The 14,146-nt window shown below is 55.4% G+C and carries 14 protein-coding genes, 1 tRNA gene and 1 pseudogene; 9 read left to right on the top strand and 7 right to left on the bottom strand.

From position 1 onward, the window contains the following. Positions 1-40: 40 nt before the first annotated feature. Both V7651_RS18765 and V7651_RS18395 read right to left on the bottom strand, forming a co-directional pair. A complete protein-coding gene (locus V7651_RS18765) occupies positions 41-379 on the bottom strand; it encodes a metallophosphoesterase family protein (RefSeq protein WP_418887264.1) in 339 nt (112 codons plus the stop codon). Between the two features lie 161 nt (positions 380-540). Continuing rightward, a pseudogene (locus tag V7651_RS18395) lies at positions 541-678 on the bottom strand (transposase); the annotation flags it as partial. Positions 679-996: 318 nt separating this feature from the next. Between V7651_RS18395 and V7651_RS18390 the strand changes: the two are divergent. Further along, positions 997-1,470, top strand: coding sequence for a DUF5681 domain-containing protein (locus V7651_RS18390; RefSeq protein ID WP_335613985.1), 474 nt, complete (start codon positions 997-999; stop codon positions 1,468-1,470). Positions 1,471-2,038: 568 nt separating this feature from the next. On the opposite strand, the gene V7651_RS18385 is transcribed toward V7651_RS18390, so the two are convergent. Both V7651_RS18385 and V7651_RS18380 read right to left on the bottom strand, forming a co-directional pair. Continuing rightward, positions 2,039-4,351 (bottom strand): asparagine synthase-related protein, encoded by a 2,313-nt coding sequence (locus V7651_RS18385; RefSeq protein WP_335613984.1) that lies wholly within the window; start codon positions 4,349-4,351, stop codon positions 2,039-2,041. A 275-nt stretch (positions 4,352-4,626) separates the two neighbouring features. After that, positions 4,627-4,917 carry a hypothetical protein gene (locus V7651_RS18380; RefSeq protein ID WP_335613983.1) on the bottom strand — a complete coding sequence of 97 codons (291 nt, stop codon included), beginning with the start codon at positions 4,915-4,917 and terminating at the stop codon, positions 4,627-4,629. 235 nt (positions 4,918-5,152) lie between these two features. Between V7651_RS18380 and V7651_RS18375 the strand changes: the two genes are divergently transcribed. The 4 genes from V7651_RS18375 (at position 5,153) to V7651_RS18760 (ending at position 8,875) form a co-directional block, all read left to right on the top strand. Then, positions 5,153-5,575, top strand: coding sequence for a DUF5681 domain-containing protein (locus V7651_RS18375; protein ID WP_335613982.1), 423 nt, complete (start codon positions 5,153-5,155; stop codon positions 5,573-5,575). A 407-nt stretch (positions 5,576-5,982) separates the two neighbouring features. Next, complete coding sequence (locus V7651_RS18370) at positions 5,983-6,183, top strand: hypothetical protein (protein WP_335613981.1); 201 nt, start codon at positions 5,983-5,985, stop codon at positions 6,181-6,183. A gap of 113 nt (positions 6,184-6,296) precedes the next feature. Further along, positions 6,297-7,604, top strand: a complete 1,308-nt coding sequence (locus V7651_RS18365; RefSeq protein ID WP_335613980.1) for a hypothetical protein — start codon at positions 6,297-6,299, stop codon at positions 7,602-7,604. Between the two features lie 1,001 nt (positions 7,605-8,605). Further along, a complete protein-coding gene (locus V7651_RS18760; RefSeq protein ID WP_418887265.1) occupies positions 8,606-8,875 on the top strand; it encodes an HGGxSTG domain-containing protein in 270 nt (89 codons plus the stop codon). Here V7651_RS18760 and V7651_RS18360 read toward each other — a convergent pair. Continuing rightward, on the bottom strand, positions 8,865-9,353 hold the full coding sequence (locus V7651_RS18360; protein ID WP_335613979.1) for a hypothetical protein: 489 nt from the start codon (positions 9,351-9,353) through the stop codon (positions 8,865-8,867). The genes V7651_RS18760 and V7651_RS18360 overlap by 11 nt on opposite strands. Before the next feature lie 296 nt (positions 9,354-9,649). On the opposite strand from V7651_RS18360, the gene V7651_RS18355 reads away from it, so the two are divergent. Then, complete coding sequence (locus V7651_RS18355; protein WP_335613978.1) at positions 9,650-10,066, top strand: hypothetical protein; 417 nt, start codon at positions 9,650-9,652, stop codon at positions 10,064-10,066. 23 nt (positions 10,067-10,089) lie between these two features. After that, entirely contained in the window at positions 10,090-10,686 is a 597-nt protein-coding gene (locus V7651_RS18350) for a hypothetical protein (protein ID WP_335613977.1), read from the top strand. A gap of 145 nt (positions 10,687-10,831) precedes the next feature. On the opposite strand, the gene V7651_RS18345 is transcribed toward V7651_RS18350, so the two are convergent. Then, positions 10,832-10,908, bottom strand: a tRNA-Arg gene (locus V7651_RS18345). A 118-nt stretch (positions 10,909-11,026) separates the two neighbouring features. On the opposite strand from V7651_RS18345, the gene V7651_RS18340 reads away from it, so the two are divergent. Beyond that, positions 11,027-12,016: a TraB/GumN family protein gene (locus V7651_RS18340; RefSeq protein ID WP_335613976.1), complete on the top strand. Its 990-nt coding sequence runs from the start codon at positions 11,027-11,029 to the stop codon at positions 12,014-12,016. Here V7651_RS18340 and V7651_RS18335 read toward each other — a convergent pair. Then, entirely contained in the window at positions 11,973-13,178 is a 1,206-nt protein-coding gene (locus tag V7651_RS18335; protein ID WP_335613975.1) for an acyltransferase family protein, read from the bottom strand. The two genes, V7651_RS18340 and V7651_RS18335, sit on opposite strands and share 44 nt — an antisense overlap. A gap of 102 nt (positions 13,179-13,280) precedes the next feature. Between V7651_RS18335 and V7651_RS18330 the strand changes: the two genes are divergently transcribed. Further along, complete coding sequence (locus V7651_RS18330; protein ID WP_335613974.1) at positions 13,281-14,105, top strand: LytR/AlgR family response regulator transcription factor; 825 nt, start codon at positions 13,281-13,283, stop codon at positions 14,103-14,105. Positions 14,106-14,146: the final 41 nt, after the last annotated feature.

Raw genomic sequence — 14,146 nt, 5'->3', positions numbered from 1 at the left:
AAGAGAGAATCATGCTTCGCAAAGCAAAACGAGACCTTTTTCAGCAGCCTGCTAGATGTTGCGGGTTATTTCCCCACGCGGTCGGACAACCAGAGAAACCGGTGATTTGGATGTCACCGACTCGACGAATTGAATGATGAATCGGTCCAAGCAGACCGTCGTCTCGGTCTCCATATGTCGCATCAAAGTCCCAATTTCCATATACAAAGTGGATTGGACATTGGAACGATGAGCATATCTCAAGCAGCGAATTGACGCTTTCTCCTCCAATGTCGCCAGCAACCAGGATTGCATCGTAAGCGTTAGATTCTTGCGCTCTGAGTACCCGAACAGCCTGCATATTGTTGTGGATGTCACTGAAAGCGAGAAGACGTATCATACGAAGATAATTCCCAAACCTCTGATGATGCCTGATGGCTAAGCCTTGGGCTTTCGAATTTGATAATCAGGCATAATTTCAATTCCTGCTGTTCTGTCCCTCTGAACTAAAAGAAGTCGTCACTAGTGGATCCTGGATTCAGCAGGTAGGCTGTATTCGAACAGCGCTTTTATCTCAGACAGCATCGCCGCGTCCATCCCGCCATACTTGCCGCGCCAATTATAATGGGTGGCGTTGCTGATCCCGTGCTCGCGGCAGAGGTCTGCAACAGGCACACTGCCTTCGCCCTGCTTCAGGATTGCTGACCCAGCCCCCCCCCCAGATTCGGGTCATTTATTCGGAGACTCCGTTCGCCTTTCTTTCTGGTTGGGGTTTGTGGGTAAAGGCTCGTTGAGCGGAGCTTTTGATTAGCTCAGGCGAAACGGGCCGGGCTCTCTAATATCAGGTCAGCCGCTTGGAGCCCGTCATAGGTAGCTTGAAACAGGGTGGCCGATAGCCCGAGGTGCGCCCACAGCGCGAGCATTTTACCGGGCAAACAATCATGCTACATATATCATTATGATATAATAACGCGTGACGGCGAATACCGTCATCGAGCTTGAGGAAAGGCGAGCGACATGACCGGCAGACCGCCGCCTAAGGCGCGAAACAACGCTTCTGACAACGCAGCAATGGGCGACGGGAAGAAGGTGGTTGGCCGACCATTCAAGCCTGGCAATCCGGGAAGGCCCAAAGGCTCGCGCCATAAGACTACGCTGGCCATACAGTCCCTACTGGACGGTGAAGGCGAGGCCCTGACCCGCAAGGCTGTGGAATTGGCGCTAGCCGGCGACGTGACGGCGCTACGCCTTTGCCTTGAGCGTATTACTCCAGCCCGGAAAGATGCGCCCGTACTGTTTGAATTACCGCCAATGGACGGCGCGGCGAGCGCGGCGGCGGCGATGGGCGCTATCCTGTCCAGCGTTGCAAGCGGAGGCCTGACACCGGGAGAGGCGAACGGCCTTTCCGGGCTTGTGGAAGGCTATCGCAAGGCATTGGAGACAACCGAGCTTGAGGCAAGGCTCAAGGCGCTGGAGGAGAAGGGAACATGAACTTGAGGGGCAGGATCCAGCAATTGGAGAGAAAGGCGCCGCCTGCTGACTTGCAAGACAAGGGCTCGCCAGACATGCGTTCGATTGCTCGAAAAATCGCATTCGTCCTTCATTGCGGCCTACATGATTCTACCGGGCTTTATCGTGAGGCGGCGATCAAGATTGCTAGGCTGCTGTCGTCGCGCGAGAAACAAGCATGAGCAAGATAGCGAGCCGCATTGTGGCACTAGAGAAGAAGGCACCCCACGATGTGGTGCCCCACGAAGTTCGCCTAGCAAGATTTCGCAGCAAGGGCGGGGGTAGCCTCTCAGCACCTCGGCAGGTCCTACCTGCAGAGGACCGTGAGCGCATCATCGTTAAGGTAAGGGCACTGAGAGGACGGCCAACCAATGCGTGATTGCAGTTAGTCAGGCAAATCAAAGGCAAAAAATGGTATCCTAAGAAGTGTGTAGCAGTTCAATTATTCTAACACTTTGCCACTTTTTGCTGAGGGCGGAAAAAGCTTTTCCAGGCAAAGAGAGCCATCAAGTCAGCCCGTTCCGGTAAAAATCTGTCGTCACCATATCGTTCAGTACGGGATAGTTATCTTGTCCTTACGCGTGAAGCCCTGTCCTTGATCGAAGAATAGCTCCAAGGCTCCGCTGCTCGGTGATGCGGATATTTTCAGCACACAGCCTACTAGCTCATCTCTGTTGAGCGCTGAAGGTATATAAAGATGAGGATCGGTTCCGACCGCCTTCAGTTTGAGAGTGCCGTCCAGTTGAGCATCTGCGGTGATCTCCGAGTTGCAAAGCAAGCTCTTTAATTTTACCGGGATGACGCTTCCATCACGTACAAGCAGGCTCAAACTATGCAGTATCAATTCCGAAGATCGGGTCGCAGGATCGATTCTGACCCCACTCAGCGGCCCGTCTGGGAAGCTTAAATCGTACGTCCGCTGCGTTAATGACGGTTTCACAGGGGAGGGGTTCGGTATTTGTGTTCCACTTGGCCGTGCTGACCGACTTGCTAATTGAATCAGTTCCGGAATATCCGTGACCAGACGGGGCCCCGAGAGCCCAGCTTTCTCGATTTTGTCGGGGTGTCGGCTCTGATCATCCGCAGCCAAAATCAGAATTTCGCATAGATTCACGATGCTGCGCACAATCGTTGAGTTGTTCACACGGGTCGGGTCAGCAAGAAAGCCTGAAAGCTTGGGAAGGTCGATCACATCCTTCAGACCGTTGAACTCATGCGAGTTCAAATATTCATGGATGAAGTTGCCGCCCCGGCGAGCCAGAGTAATGGGCCATGGTATGCTCTGATGCCGGGGTGCGGGAAGTTGCAACTCGACTCCAGGCAGCCTCACTCCTGGTGACGCTGCTTGGAAGTGATCTGGCCATTTTTTATTTAGATAGGGTAGTTCGAGAAGATCGGGTCGCAGTATCTTCATCGCCTCAAAGACAAACTTTCGTTCTCGCCGTTCGGTGACAGTCTGCTTCAGCCCAGTGCGCGATGCAAATTTCGAAGCCAGCGGGGCCATACGGTACAAGGAGCCGACATTTGCTGCGATGGCGCCGCCCCACCAGGGCAGGCGGAAATCAAAATAGAATAGCTCTGGTATGTCGTTCAGCTCTGCACCTTCATCTAGCACGCTTTCGAGCCAGGCATCGCAGATTTCAGTGTCACGCTGGATTGCCTGGGGGGTCAGAACGCCTAGTGGATCGAAAGGTTGTTGCGGCTCGCGCATAAAGGCGCGGGCGACCTCACGGGAAGTGACGTCAATCTCAGCGCTGGCGGGACGGACTCGCTTGAAATAGGCGTCAAAATATCCCACCACATCAAGCCCTACCTTTGTAGCGCTGCTGGCGCCGCCATCCCAAGCGCCGGGCGCTCCTTCAAAACGGTATGCGTGCCGAGTGAGATCTGTCCAGATTTCACTGACCGCTCGTTCCGAAGCATTTATTGGCGGGGCGTGGATCCTCTTGTTATGAGGCACGCCAGCTTTGCGAGCGACCATCTCAGCTGCTGTGATATCTGGGTTATCAGCGAACCCGTAGGTGAACGTCTCGACCCTATCAGCAATCCGACTTTCCAGCGCCGCTGCCAATACCAAGCGCGAATCCTCTCCGCCCGTCAGGGAAATTGGGATTGGCAGACCATCAAGCCCTGGCATATTGTCCAAGGCATCAAGGTTTCGCACGATCTCCGAGACTGATCGGACATAGTCGGATTCCTTGGGCAACCCTCGCGCTGTGAAGATGGGCGAACCCGACCGTCGAATCTCTGCGCTCGCGCCTGGCGTGAAAGCAATAGCGAAGCCTGGACGAAGCATGCGAACGCCCTGAAGAATAGAGCGGTCGGTGAATTTATTCCCCTTTGCCACAAGATCTGCCGCCTCCTGAAGATCGAGGCTTATCCGTTCAGATTCAATCAATAGCGGGTTCAGGAACATCTGCCGGTTCGAGACCGCGAAATATTCTGGGGTGTCCATATAGTAGATCGGGCGGAGCCCAGTGAAATCGGCTACCGCGATCAAGCGGTGGCAACCCGAATGGTACCATGCCGCACAGTATTCGCCATCGAGCGCATCATTGAGGCCAAATGCGCCACGGTCGCGGAAAGCATTGAGAAAAAGACTGACGGTTTGCGTCTCTCGCTCCTGCAGCCAGCAAAAGCCATCATAGGTCACGAAATCACGACCTTGCTTCAGGTGGTGCGCCCCCAATCCTAAAAAATCGTGGTTCTCGGCCGAGACGAAAAAAGTACGCTCGGACAGAGCAAGCATGTGCATTCGGCCAGGCACATATGGAACAAGGTGCTCCACCCCCTTCTCTAGCTTCCGGATAAGGCCGGAGCGTGCTGTGGGAGTTTTTGCAATTGCGATAAGAAAGTGATGCATGTTCCTTTTTCTGGACGATCATCAGTTAATCATCCCATTTTTCTGTGGTCAGCTTTTGGCCACTGGTTCTGATTTCCTGCGCCATTCTGGTCGGACTCGCTTAGACTCGGGCAGTAGTTCTTATCCGTCCCTTTGAGGTGGCAATTATTTGTAGGATCCCACTCTGTACGAAATCCATGCGCTCGGGCTAATGATGAATTGCGCAAACCGCAACTGTCAAAAAGCGATGTTGGTTGGATCTTCGAGCGCACATAACATCGATAACGCTCAAATTCTCAGTGATCTGAAAATAGTCCTAAAAGGGTTAGCAGAACAAAAGAGACAAAAAGGAAGCATGCCCAAGACAGGAATACGTTTGGATCAAGAAAATTCTCAACCTTCAGCTCGAAGAAATCATGGATTGAGACTTTGCTTGCCAAGGCGAGCTGCAAGCCATTGGCTGGTAGCTCTCCAATTGAAACCGCGATCTGCCGAACATCGGAAATGGTGAATGCGTCGCCAGTGTCGAACTTGCCGACAATGGCGGTTTGATATTGGTCCATCAGATACTGATGCATATCGGTCATGCATGTTTCGATCGGATCATCAGAGAAATGGAGTTCGCAGTTTGATCTAATGCCCATGTCAGCCCCCTCTTGTGCCTTTTTTCACGCCGCTGACGAGATTGCAAACGAAGCGTTATCGAAGGATCTGAGCGATTTGCCCGTCGGCCTTCCCAAGACACGCAGCCCGATGTATATATCACTTCGATACTTCATTGTGGGCCGGGATGATCATCGGCCCTTTGACGTGATGTGAGCCATGACCCGTAAAAACGGACGCAAAACGGATGGCACCTTCACTAAGGGCAATCCTGGCCGCCCCAAGGGATCCCGCCACAAGACGACGCTGGCGGTACAAGCCCTTCTTGACGGCGAAGGCGAGGCCCTGACCCGCAAAGCTGTGGACCTAGCGTTAGCAGGGGATGTGACAGCGCTACGCCTTTGCCTTGAGCGTATTACTCCAGCCCGGAAAGATGCACCCGTACTGTTTGACCTGCCGCCCATGGATGGCGCGGCGAGTGCTGCGACGGCGATGGGCGCGATCCTGTCCAGCGTGGCAAGCGGCGGCCTGACACCGGGAGAGGCGAGCGGACTTGCCGGGTTAGTGGAGGCATACCGCAAGGCGTTGGAAACAAGCGAACTTGAGGCCAGGCTCAAGGTGCTGGAGGAGCAGAGGCCATGAACCTGAAGGCGAGGCTCGTGAGGCTTGAGAACAAGACCAGGGAAGGGGCACCGGAAATGCCCTCCTGCATCGTGATATCCTTGGTTGCTCCCGGTCCTGATGGGCCGGTCAATATGGGACCTCATACAGCGCATCTACTCAAAGGCCCAAATGCGGGCCTGCAGCTAAGCCGAGAAGAAGGCGAGAGCGCGGAGGCTTTCCAGGAGCGATGCGATGCTATGGTGGGGACAAAGCGATGACCCTGAAGCGCAGGATTGACCGGCTGGAGCGGGTGAGTCCGGCTTTCTATTCCGATGTGTCGGAGATACCGACGCCAGCCCTCGAACGATTGGTGCGCGGGGCATTTCGAGACGGTAATCATACCGCAGAAGAGAGGGAACTGTGCCGCGCGTTGAAGGATCGTGGCTTTGAGTTTTCGCTCGCGCGACCTCGACTTTGAGTATGGCGCCAAGCTCGCCGACATCTGCACTGAGCAGGTAGAAGCGCTCGATACGCACCGCCGCAAGGGCCAGCAAACCGTTGTCGTCGAGCATGTGCACGTGAACGATGGCGGACAGGCGATTGTGGGTAGCGTGTCAGCGGGGAGGGGGGGTGTAGGCAAAAAGTGAGGAACAACCCCATGCGATGAGCGCTCAATGTACTCGATTTTCAACCTTAGACGTTGACGTATCCATAGTCGGCTTCACTATGTCGCCAGTTTGTAATTTCGGGCGAGGGGAAGATGACAGAGTTCTTCAACTGGTTCGTGTTCGAAGCACCAGGCTGGGCACGCCTCGTTATTCTTGGGGGCACGGGACTGACCATTGGAGCAATTCTCGGTGAAATAGTCAGGCGAGCGCTCAATTTGTCACAGGCTCCAAGTTGGCTGATAGGGCTCCCGATGCTGATAGCCTTGGTCCTTGCCAAACCAATAGTCGATTCGATGCAACCTTTGCCGATTGCCGAAGTTACGATTTCGAAGCTCCAAAACGCCGACATGCCCGACTACGTTCGCGCTCTTTTTGCCAAAGACGAAGAAGCAAGGAAGGTGTACGAAAGTTCGCTCGTCGCGATCCAACGATTAGAATTGCCTGAAGAAGAAAAACTTCGGATGGCGAGCACATCGGCGCTGCGAGCTCTGGCGATGAGCGCAGAAAAATACAGAACGCGTGCCCAACCAGAATCAATTCGGGAAATGATGTCGTTTGTTATCGACATTGCCAAAAAGCTAGAAGAACGCCCCGCACTTTGCGCGGGCTACATACAGTCCTTCTCGGGGACGGGCGCAGGCTACAATTTGAATGAGCTCAACTCGTATCTTGGCTCGGATGCCAATCGAGAATGGGACGAGTTGAACCGGAAGCTAATCTTCGAAGGTTTGCAAGTAGCGGAAGCACCAGTGAATTTCAGCCCCAGCACCGAGCTAGAGCTCCAAGAGCTCGCCGCAAGTACTGGATTCCCGCCTGATAAATTTTCTCCGGACTTTACTACTTTTTCTGAGGCTGGGATCTGCCGTTGGTTTATCGACTACACGGAGTTTTTGATCTCTCAATCAAATACTGACTTGAAACGATTCTATCAGAATGATTTTGCCTTTGGTCACTACATGCAAACCTTGGCCAATGGCGATACTGCGTGGGACGTTTCGTTGCTAGGAACCGGGACGTCAGGGCACAGATTTTATCAGCTGACGGCAAGCCAAATCGGCACAGACGACGCCCTTTCGTTCAACTGCGAAGTCGGCGGCGGAAACGAAAGCGAGCAACTAATTTACTTTGTCGGGCCAGACCCAACGAAGTCAGGGAAGGTTGACGTTTCGATTGAGTCCGTCGGTGCCTTTCAAGAAATGGGAGACGTCGAAAACGATACGAATATTTTGGTCATCGCCAGCGACAAGGATCCGGTATTCCAACGTCTCGTTGATGCGATTCGCGGTGAAAAATCGGTGTTAATTGGGCGGGGCTCAGCCGCGCCTCAATCGTTCAAATTCGAAGGTGGCTCGGCATTCGTTGACACCTATATAGCTAGTTGCAGCGGCAACAAAGGTTAGCCGAACTGGCCTAAGCGTATGTGGTTCGGACCCAGGGCGTTCAATCCCATATAGAGGGGTCGGGGAAGCGCACGCTGCTAGCGTCTGGATGCTTTACTTCTTGCGAGAGCGGTGCTGCGGGTCGGGCGATTGTTGCCAATAAAATTGTGTGGTGGAGATAAAAAGCGTGCTACAATTTTCGTTTACAATGGGGGTAATTTTTGATGAGGTTCACATGGATTCTCGCAACCTTTTTGATTGCTGCTGCACCAGCGACCGCGCAAACTCGCTGTTCCACTGACAGCTTCGGAAACACGACGTGTCGGGATTCTCAAGGAAATACAGTTCGCGGTTCCACTGACAGCTTTGGAAACTCAACTTATCGCGACAACAACGGGAACTCTACTCGGTGCTCAACCGACAGTTTCGGCAATTCCACGTGCCGTGATAATCAAGGCAACTCGGTACGCGGAAATACCGATAGTTTTGGTAACTCGACCTACCGGGACAATAGCGGCAACACGACCCGTTGTTCTTCGGACAGTTTTGGAAACACGACCTGTCGCGACAATAACGGCAATACTCAGCGTTGTTCTACAGATTCCTTTGGGAACACCACATGCCGCTAACTAGTCCATTCATTGGTTCCTCCTGATTGAACGAAATTTTCCTCTTAAAGTCTGTGATTGGCAAGCCATCCTGCTTTCCTGATCCGTACAAAATGTGCTTGTTAGCGTGCATGAGCAAAGAGCGCCCCTCCAGAGTTCCGACTGTTCCCGAAATCAAGGCACTTGGTCTGATTGTCGAGTGTGGGAATCGAACGTGCAGGAAACGACGGTGGTTAGATCTGCACAGTTTGCCGCAAGATGCGACCGTGGTTTCCATTGCTTCCCTAGCGCGGTGCTCATCGTGCGGCGGTCTGGGAGCGCACGTCGAGGTTATTCAGCCCGTTACCGAGATTGGTGAACAGCGCGGCGTTAGTGGACCGCGCAACATCGAGCACGCCGCGCGGTTGAGAAAGTATATCGAGGAGAACCCGGTTAGTCCGTGGCATCCGAGAAATCACAGGAGTTCCAGCGCTGTCCAATAACGAGACTTGCGGGGCGAAGACACGGCGAGGGCATCCGTGTCGATCGCGTTCAATGCCCAATGGTCGGTGCCGCTTACATGAGGGGAAGAGTCCTGGTGCGCCAAAAGGTAATCGGAATGCTTGGAAGCATGGGAAGTATTCTGCATGGACCAAGGCGCTAGCGGAACTTGAAAACGAATGGAGACAGCACCTCAGTTGGTAGCTGGCACAAGCACCGCTTTGCAGTCCGCAACGAGCACCCGTGCCGAGTGGATTAATTTGGCATTCTTGGAGGTAACACACAGTGATTTTGGGGTGTCACCCAGAACATTGGCAAATGAGCAGACCTCTGTGACATCGCCAAAAATCGAGAGCACTTGCCACGATAAATCTGTGTCATCGAGTGAAAGAAGTCTAACCTCAGCTCCCTCGTCTTTAGCGTCTAACCAATATTGGCGAGCATCTCGCCAGCGGTAGGACACAGCGCCTGAATCCAAATCCAGTTCGAATATGCTCAAGCCCGTCGAGATAGAGTCTTCGTCCCAGCCCGCCGAACCACTGTCCACTAAGCCCTCTGGCGCATTAAAGACGTGACCCCGGGACGGGCCGCATTCCATCTGAAGTTTGTCTGCAAGGGCTACTTGGGCAGCGAGAAAGAAGCCGAGTGTTGCTGGAATTGCTCGAAGCAAAATGCTATTCATTCTTCTCCCCCAATTTGCTCATTGATCCGATTTGTACCCGCTATCGGCCAAGCCGTCAGCGTGTCCGTCCCAATATCCGGCAACGTAAGAGTCTGAGCTGATGCGGGTAAGGAGAAGAGGGCTATAAAAAACAGAAATCGAACCATCCCAAATTCCTCCCCTTCAATGCCGATCAACAAGACCACGCAGTCCATTTTCGTGGATCGGTCCGACGTGTCTTCACATTGCATCGCGAGTAGCTGGCTTGCCAAGCAGGATTTGACGATATGTACTCAGACGTCGGGTGGAGGCAGGCTATGCTGCGGGTATTCTTGATTGTTTCAATTTCATGGGCGCTGTGCCTGGGGGCTCGGGCAGCCACTTTTGACTGTCGGGTTGAGCAGAAGTTTCACTCGGGGGGCGTGTATACGGCGGAGAACCTGAGAACCTATAAGCCGCGAGTTGTTGTGCACGTGACGGAGGATGGCGCTCAGCTGCGCCGTTGCTCAGTTTCCCCAAGTGCCGGAGGAGTCGAAACCTGCGACGAGTATGAGGTAGACCATATCGTTTCGGATGGTCGCGTCGGAGTTTCGAAGTATTACTACTTCGAGGGCCAATTCGACATGCAGATATTTGCTGACGGTTACTTCGTTGAGAACAATGGGCGCGGCACCGTGTCATTCGGGCGTTGCATAGTCTCGCCCATTGGTTTTCCGCGCTCAAAAGGCGATTGAGCTCGGCTGAAAAAGGGGCCGCAATGGCAGTTCATGAATCCGAGTCACCAGAGCGACAATGGAAGCCTTTTGGTGGGGTTTTTACAGTCTTGGGCGCATTGGCCGGGTCGTTGTCGATCATTTCACTGATTCAGAACTGGTCGGATGCTTCACTCGCGACACTGGCGGCTGAAGTTCTAGCTTACTATCGAGCCATCGCGGATCAACTCAAAGGCCTTTTATTCGACTGGTGGACGATCAAGATTTGGCCAAATTGGCAACTACCCAGTTGGAGCATTGATGTTCTGAATCTATATGTGCTTTCGGCAACTTCGATGGTGAGGCAAGTCTATTACGAATTGCCCAAGAATGCTCGAACCGTGCGCAATGTTGTCGCGGCCATTCCAACAGTCAGGGTAGTTTTTGCGCCGTTGGGCTGGATCTATCATCAGCTCGATGCATTAGCCGGGACCATTTCGCCTTGGGCTCGCACACAGTACATTGAAAGGGGTGTCAGTGCACAGTACCGAACTCCCAAGGCATACATTCAGCCGAGACGTAATCACGCTCTGGCGCTGGTCGCAGGCTCCGCTCCAGTAATTGGAGCTGTCCTGTTCTTTGTCTTCAACGCATTCTTGTGAGCGCGCTCTGGCGGCTCGCTCACTTCAACGGCAAGTTTAAGCTTGGGCCGCTGAGCGAAGCGTCCGCATTTCTTCTGGTGGTTACTATGTGGTTACTATCCCAGGTTCCGGCCCGAGTGAAAATCACATAAGGCCTTGAAAACATTGGTGCACCCAACAGGATTTGAACCTGTGACCTCTGCCTTCGGAGGGCAGCGCTCTATCCAGCTGAGCTATGGGTGCGGGGTGGCCGTGTCTTTAGGCCAAGCCGGGCGGGGGTGCAACGGTTCAATGCCGCCTGAGGTCGTTTGCGCTGGCTGGTTTATGCGCTAGCTAGGTCGGCAACCGAAAAGGAACCGACATGCAGATTCGCGGCCTGGCCCTCTCACTGATCCTTGGCCTCTCGCTGACGGGCCTGGCGGCCTGCAGGGAGGAAACGCCCGATGCGGCCAGTATCGCTGCACAGGCGGCCGACGCCCGTGCCGAGATGGAAGCGGCGACCGATGCGGCTGTCGCGGCGGCCAAAGCCTCGCATGGCATAGGCGAGCCAGCCCTCTGGGTGCTCAAGGATGAGGACACGACCATATATGTAATGGGCACGGTCCACCTCCTGCGCCCGGAACTCGACTGGCGCAGCGATGCAATCAATCAGGCCGTGAATGCGGCCGATACGCTTGTCTTCGAGGCCGACGTTTCGAGCCCTGAGGCGGGCGCTGAAATGATGAAATTCGTCCGCGAGGAAGGCCTCTTTGCCAATGGCGGCCAGCTGACCAACCTGCTGAGCGATGCAGAGACGGTCGAGCTTCAGGCGGCGCTCGATTATGTCGGCCTGCCGCTCGGCGCGGTGCAGAACATGCGGCCCTGGTTTGCCGCCGTGAACCTGTCGGTCATGCAGATGACCAAGGACGGCTTCGACCCGACAGCTGGCGTCGAGCAGGTGCTGATGGCCGAGGGCGCGGCGCAGGGCAAATCCTTCGCCTATCTCGAAACCGTCGATGACCAGCTGGGTCGCCTCGCGCGCCTGCCCGATGATGTGCAGGTGGAGTTCCTGATCAGCTCGGCGGAATCCATAGAGGACGGTGCCGAAATGCTCGACATGCTGGTTGAAGAATGGACCGATGGCGACGTGAATGGCCTCGGACTTCTAATGGCCAACCCGGAAATGATGGGCTCCGAGGAGGTCTATGACGCCCTCCTCAAGACGCGCAACGAGACCTGGGCGCCCAAGATCGCCGCGATGCTGGACACGCCCGGCACGCGTCTGGTCGCGGTCGGCTCGGCCCACCTTGCTGGTGACGACAGTGTTATCACCCTCCTGAGGGCGCAGGGCCTGGACGTGGCGGGGCCATAGAGGCCCGCGCCGTCTTTGCCCGCGAGGGCAGCCCGATCCATATGCGCAGGAAAGGGATACGCCGGCCAAGGTCGTAGAAAAGCCAGCAACCGGCAAATGTGATCAGGATCAGGAGGCTCGCTTCCACTGTCACAGGCAGGTGCAGTTCATTCAGATAGTGCCCGGCGACCACGATAATGGTCTGGTGTATCAGGTAGAACGGGAACACTGCTGCTGTCAGCATGCGCCGCACCGGGCCATCATGGCCCCGCAGATGCCGGTGCGCAAAGCCGATGGCCGCGACAATTGCGGTCCACGCCTGCATCTCGCGCACGCCACGGAAGATGATGCGCTGCCATTCGGGCGGCATGGAATCGCCCGGCCATGCGGCGTAATAAGTCATCAGCGCTGCCCAGGCGGCACCCATGATGGCCAGCGCAGCCCACCGCCAGCGCATACAAGTCTCGAAGAAGGTCGCGTGCCTCGCGATGGCGAATCCGAACAGGAAAGTGCCGAAATAGGTGACATGGAGATACCAGTCATTGCGGAAATCATGCGTCTCGCCGAACAGCGGCATGAGAAAGACGCGCGCTGCATAGAGGAACAGCCATGGCGCGATAATCAGGCCCGGGCCCCGGATAAGGGCCGTCAGTGCTGCCGGCAGGCGGCGCAGCAGCGGGATCAGAGGCAAAAGCGCAAGTGAGTAGAGGATCAGGTAGGCGACGAACCACATGTGGTTATAGGTCGGCGTCATCAGGCACCCGTCCGCATCGCACCAGTGACCCGAGGATGTCACGTATTTCACGTAGAAATCATCAAGCCAGGGCGATTGCGGCGCGTGCATGGCGCTCAGCGCTTCGACAACCTCGTAATAGCTCTGAGGGGGCACGATCACGAACATTGCCAGCAGCAAGGGCGGCCAGAGGCGCCCCATCCGCGCTTTGGTCAGCTGCCATGTGCTGATCTTGTCGGCCATGAAACGCGTTGCGACGCCCGAGATCAGAAAGAGCAGCACCAGCCTCCAGGGGCTCGATAGCTGCATGATCGGCTCGATCAGCGCGCTCGCATGGCTGGATTTCACGTGCCAGTCCCAGGTCACGTAGAACATGCCGACATGATAGAATATCAGAAGGCCGAAGGCGCCAATGCGGAGCCAGTCGAGGTCATAGCGGCGTTCGGTCATGTAGCGTCTCCTTCGCGTGTCCCTCTTCCTTTCGCGAAGCTGCGGGCCGCGCTATCGTCGTGACGCGAGCGGCAGCGGGCCGGGACAAACGGAGATGACCTTGTGACGAGTGGAGGGGCTGGCGGGACGAGCGGTGACAGGCGCCTGTGGCTATGGCCATGGCTGACGGTGATCGTCATCGGTCTGGTCAACCTGTTCGTCAACGCGACGTCCGGCATCTTGGAAGCGCGGAGCGACGGAGATGCGATCAATACGGCTGTCCCTTTCATTCTTGAAGCGACCAGTTATATCTTCTGGATAGGGCTGGCGCCGTTGATTGGCCTCGCCATACGCCGCGTGCCGCCCCGCGGCGGACATTATGCCCGCTTTGCCTTGTTCCATGCTGCGATGACTGTCGTGATCTCTCTGATCCATGTTGGCGGCATGGTTGTGCTGCGCAACCTGTGGCTCGACGCCATGGGCATCCGCTATGACTTCTTCGGCGATGGTGTCTTGCTCGCCTTCATCTATGAATGGCGCAAGGATGTGCTCTCCTATGTATTGGTCGCGGCGACCTACTGGGCGTTTGAACGCTTTGCTGTCTCGCCGCCCATTGTCCCGCCAGATGCCTCACGCATTGAGCTGAGGGAAGGGAATACGTCTGTCTTCCTTTCTGCGCGCGATATCTTGTTCGTCGAATCGGCCGGGAATTACGTGGCCTTTCATACGCAGGAAAAGGAACACTTGGTGCGGGGAACGCTGGCAGCTTGGGAGGGGCGTCTCGGGGGTCAGGGTTTTGTCCGTGTGCATCGTTCCCGCCTCGTCAACAGGGCCCGGATTGGCGCGCTCAAACCGCGCGCTTCCGGCGATGTCGATATTACGCTTGATGACGACCGGGTCATTACGGGCAGCCGACGCTACCGGGAAGTGCTTGCAACCTCTACGTAATTTAAGGCTGGCGCATCGGAACACGGGCCCCATTCCACGCA

The organism is Hyphomonas oceanitis (assembly GCF_036964545.1).
GTDB lineage: Bacteria > Pseudomonadota > Alphaproteobacteria > Caulobacterales > Hyphomonadaceae > Hyphomonas > Hyphomonas oceanitis.
The sequence above is the reverse complement of the archived record's forward strand: the minus strand, read 5'-3'. Positions and strand labels throughout refer to the sequence as shown.

Excerpts from the sequence above, each read along its gene's own strand:
- V7651_RS18765 (WP_418887264.1), bottom strand. The coding sequence starts at position 379 with ATGATACGTCTTCTCGCTTTCAGTGACATCCACAACAATATGCAGGCT.
- V7651_RS18390 (WP_335613985.1), top strand. The coding sequence starts at position 997 with ATGACCGGCAGACCGCCGCCTAAGGCGCGAAACAACGCTTCTGACAAC.
- V7651_RS18385 (WP_335613984.1), bottom strand. The coding sequence starts at position 4,351 with ATGCATCACTTTCTTATCGCAATTGCAAAAACTCCCACAGCACGCTCC.
- V7651_RS18380 (WP_335613983.1), bottom strand. The coding sequence starts at position 4,917 with ATGACCGATATGCATCAGTATCTGATGGACCAATATCAAACCGCCATT.
- V7651_RS18375 (WP_335613982.1), top strand. The coding sequence starts at position 5,153 with ATGACCCGTAAAAACGGACGCAAAACGGATGGCACCTTCACTAAGGGC.
- V7651_RS18365 (WP_335613980.1), top strand. The coding sequence starts at position 6,297 with ATGACAGAGTTCTTCAACTGGTTCGTGTTCGAAGCACCAGGCTGGGCA.
- V7651_RS18360 (WP_335613979.1), bottom strand. The coding sequence starts at position 9,353 with ATGAATAGCATTTTGCTTCGAGCAATTCCAGCAACACTCGGCTTCTTT.
- V7651_RS18355 (WP_335613978.1), top strand. The coding sequence starts at position 9,650 with ATGCTGCGGGTATTCTTGATTGTTTCAATTTCATGGGCGCTGTGCCTG.
- V7651_RS18350 (WP_335613977.1), top strand. The coding sequence starts at position 10,090 with ATGGCAGTTCATGAATCCGAGTCACCAGAGCGACAATGGAAGCCTTTT.
- V7651_RS18340 (WP_335613976.1), top strand. The coding sequence starts at position 11,027 with ATGCAGATTCGCGGCCTGGCCCTCTCACTGATCCTTGGCCTCTCGCTG.
- V7651_RS18335 (WP_335613975.1), bottom strand. The coding sequence starts at position 13,178 with ATGACCGAACGCCGCTATGACCTCGACTGGCTCCGCATTGGCGCCTTC.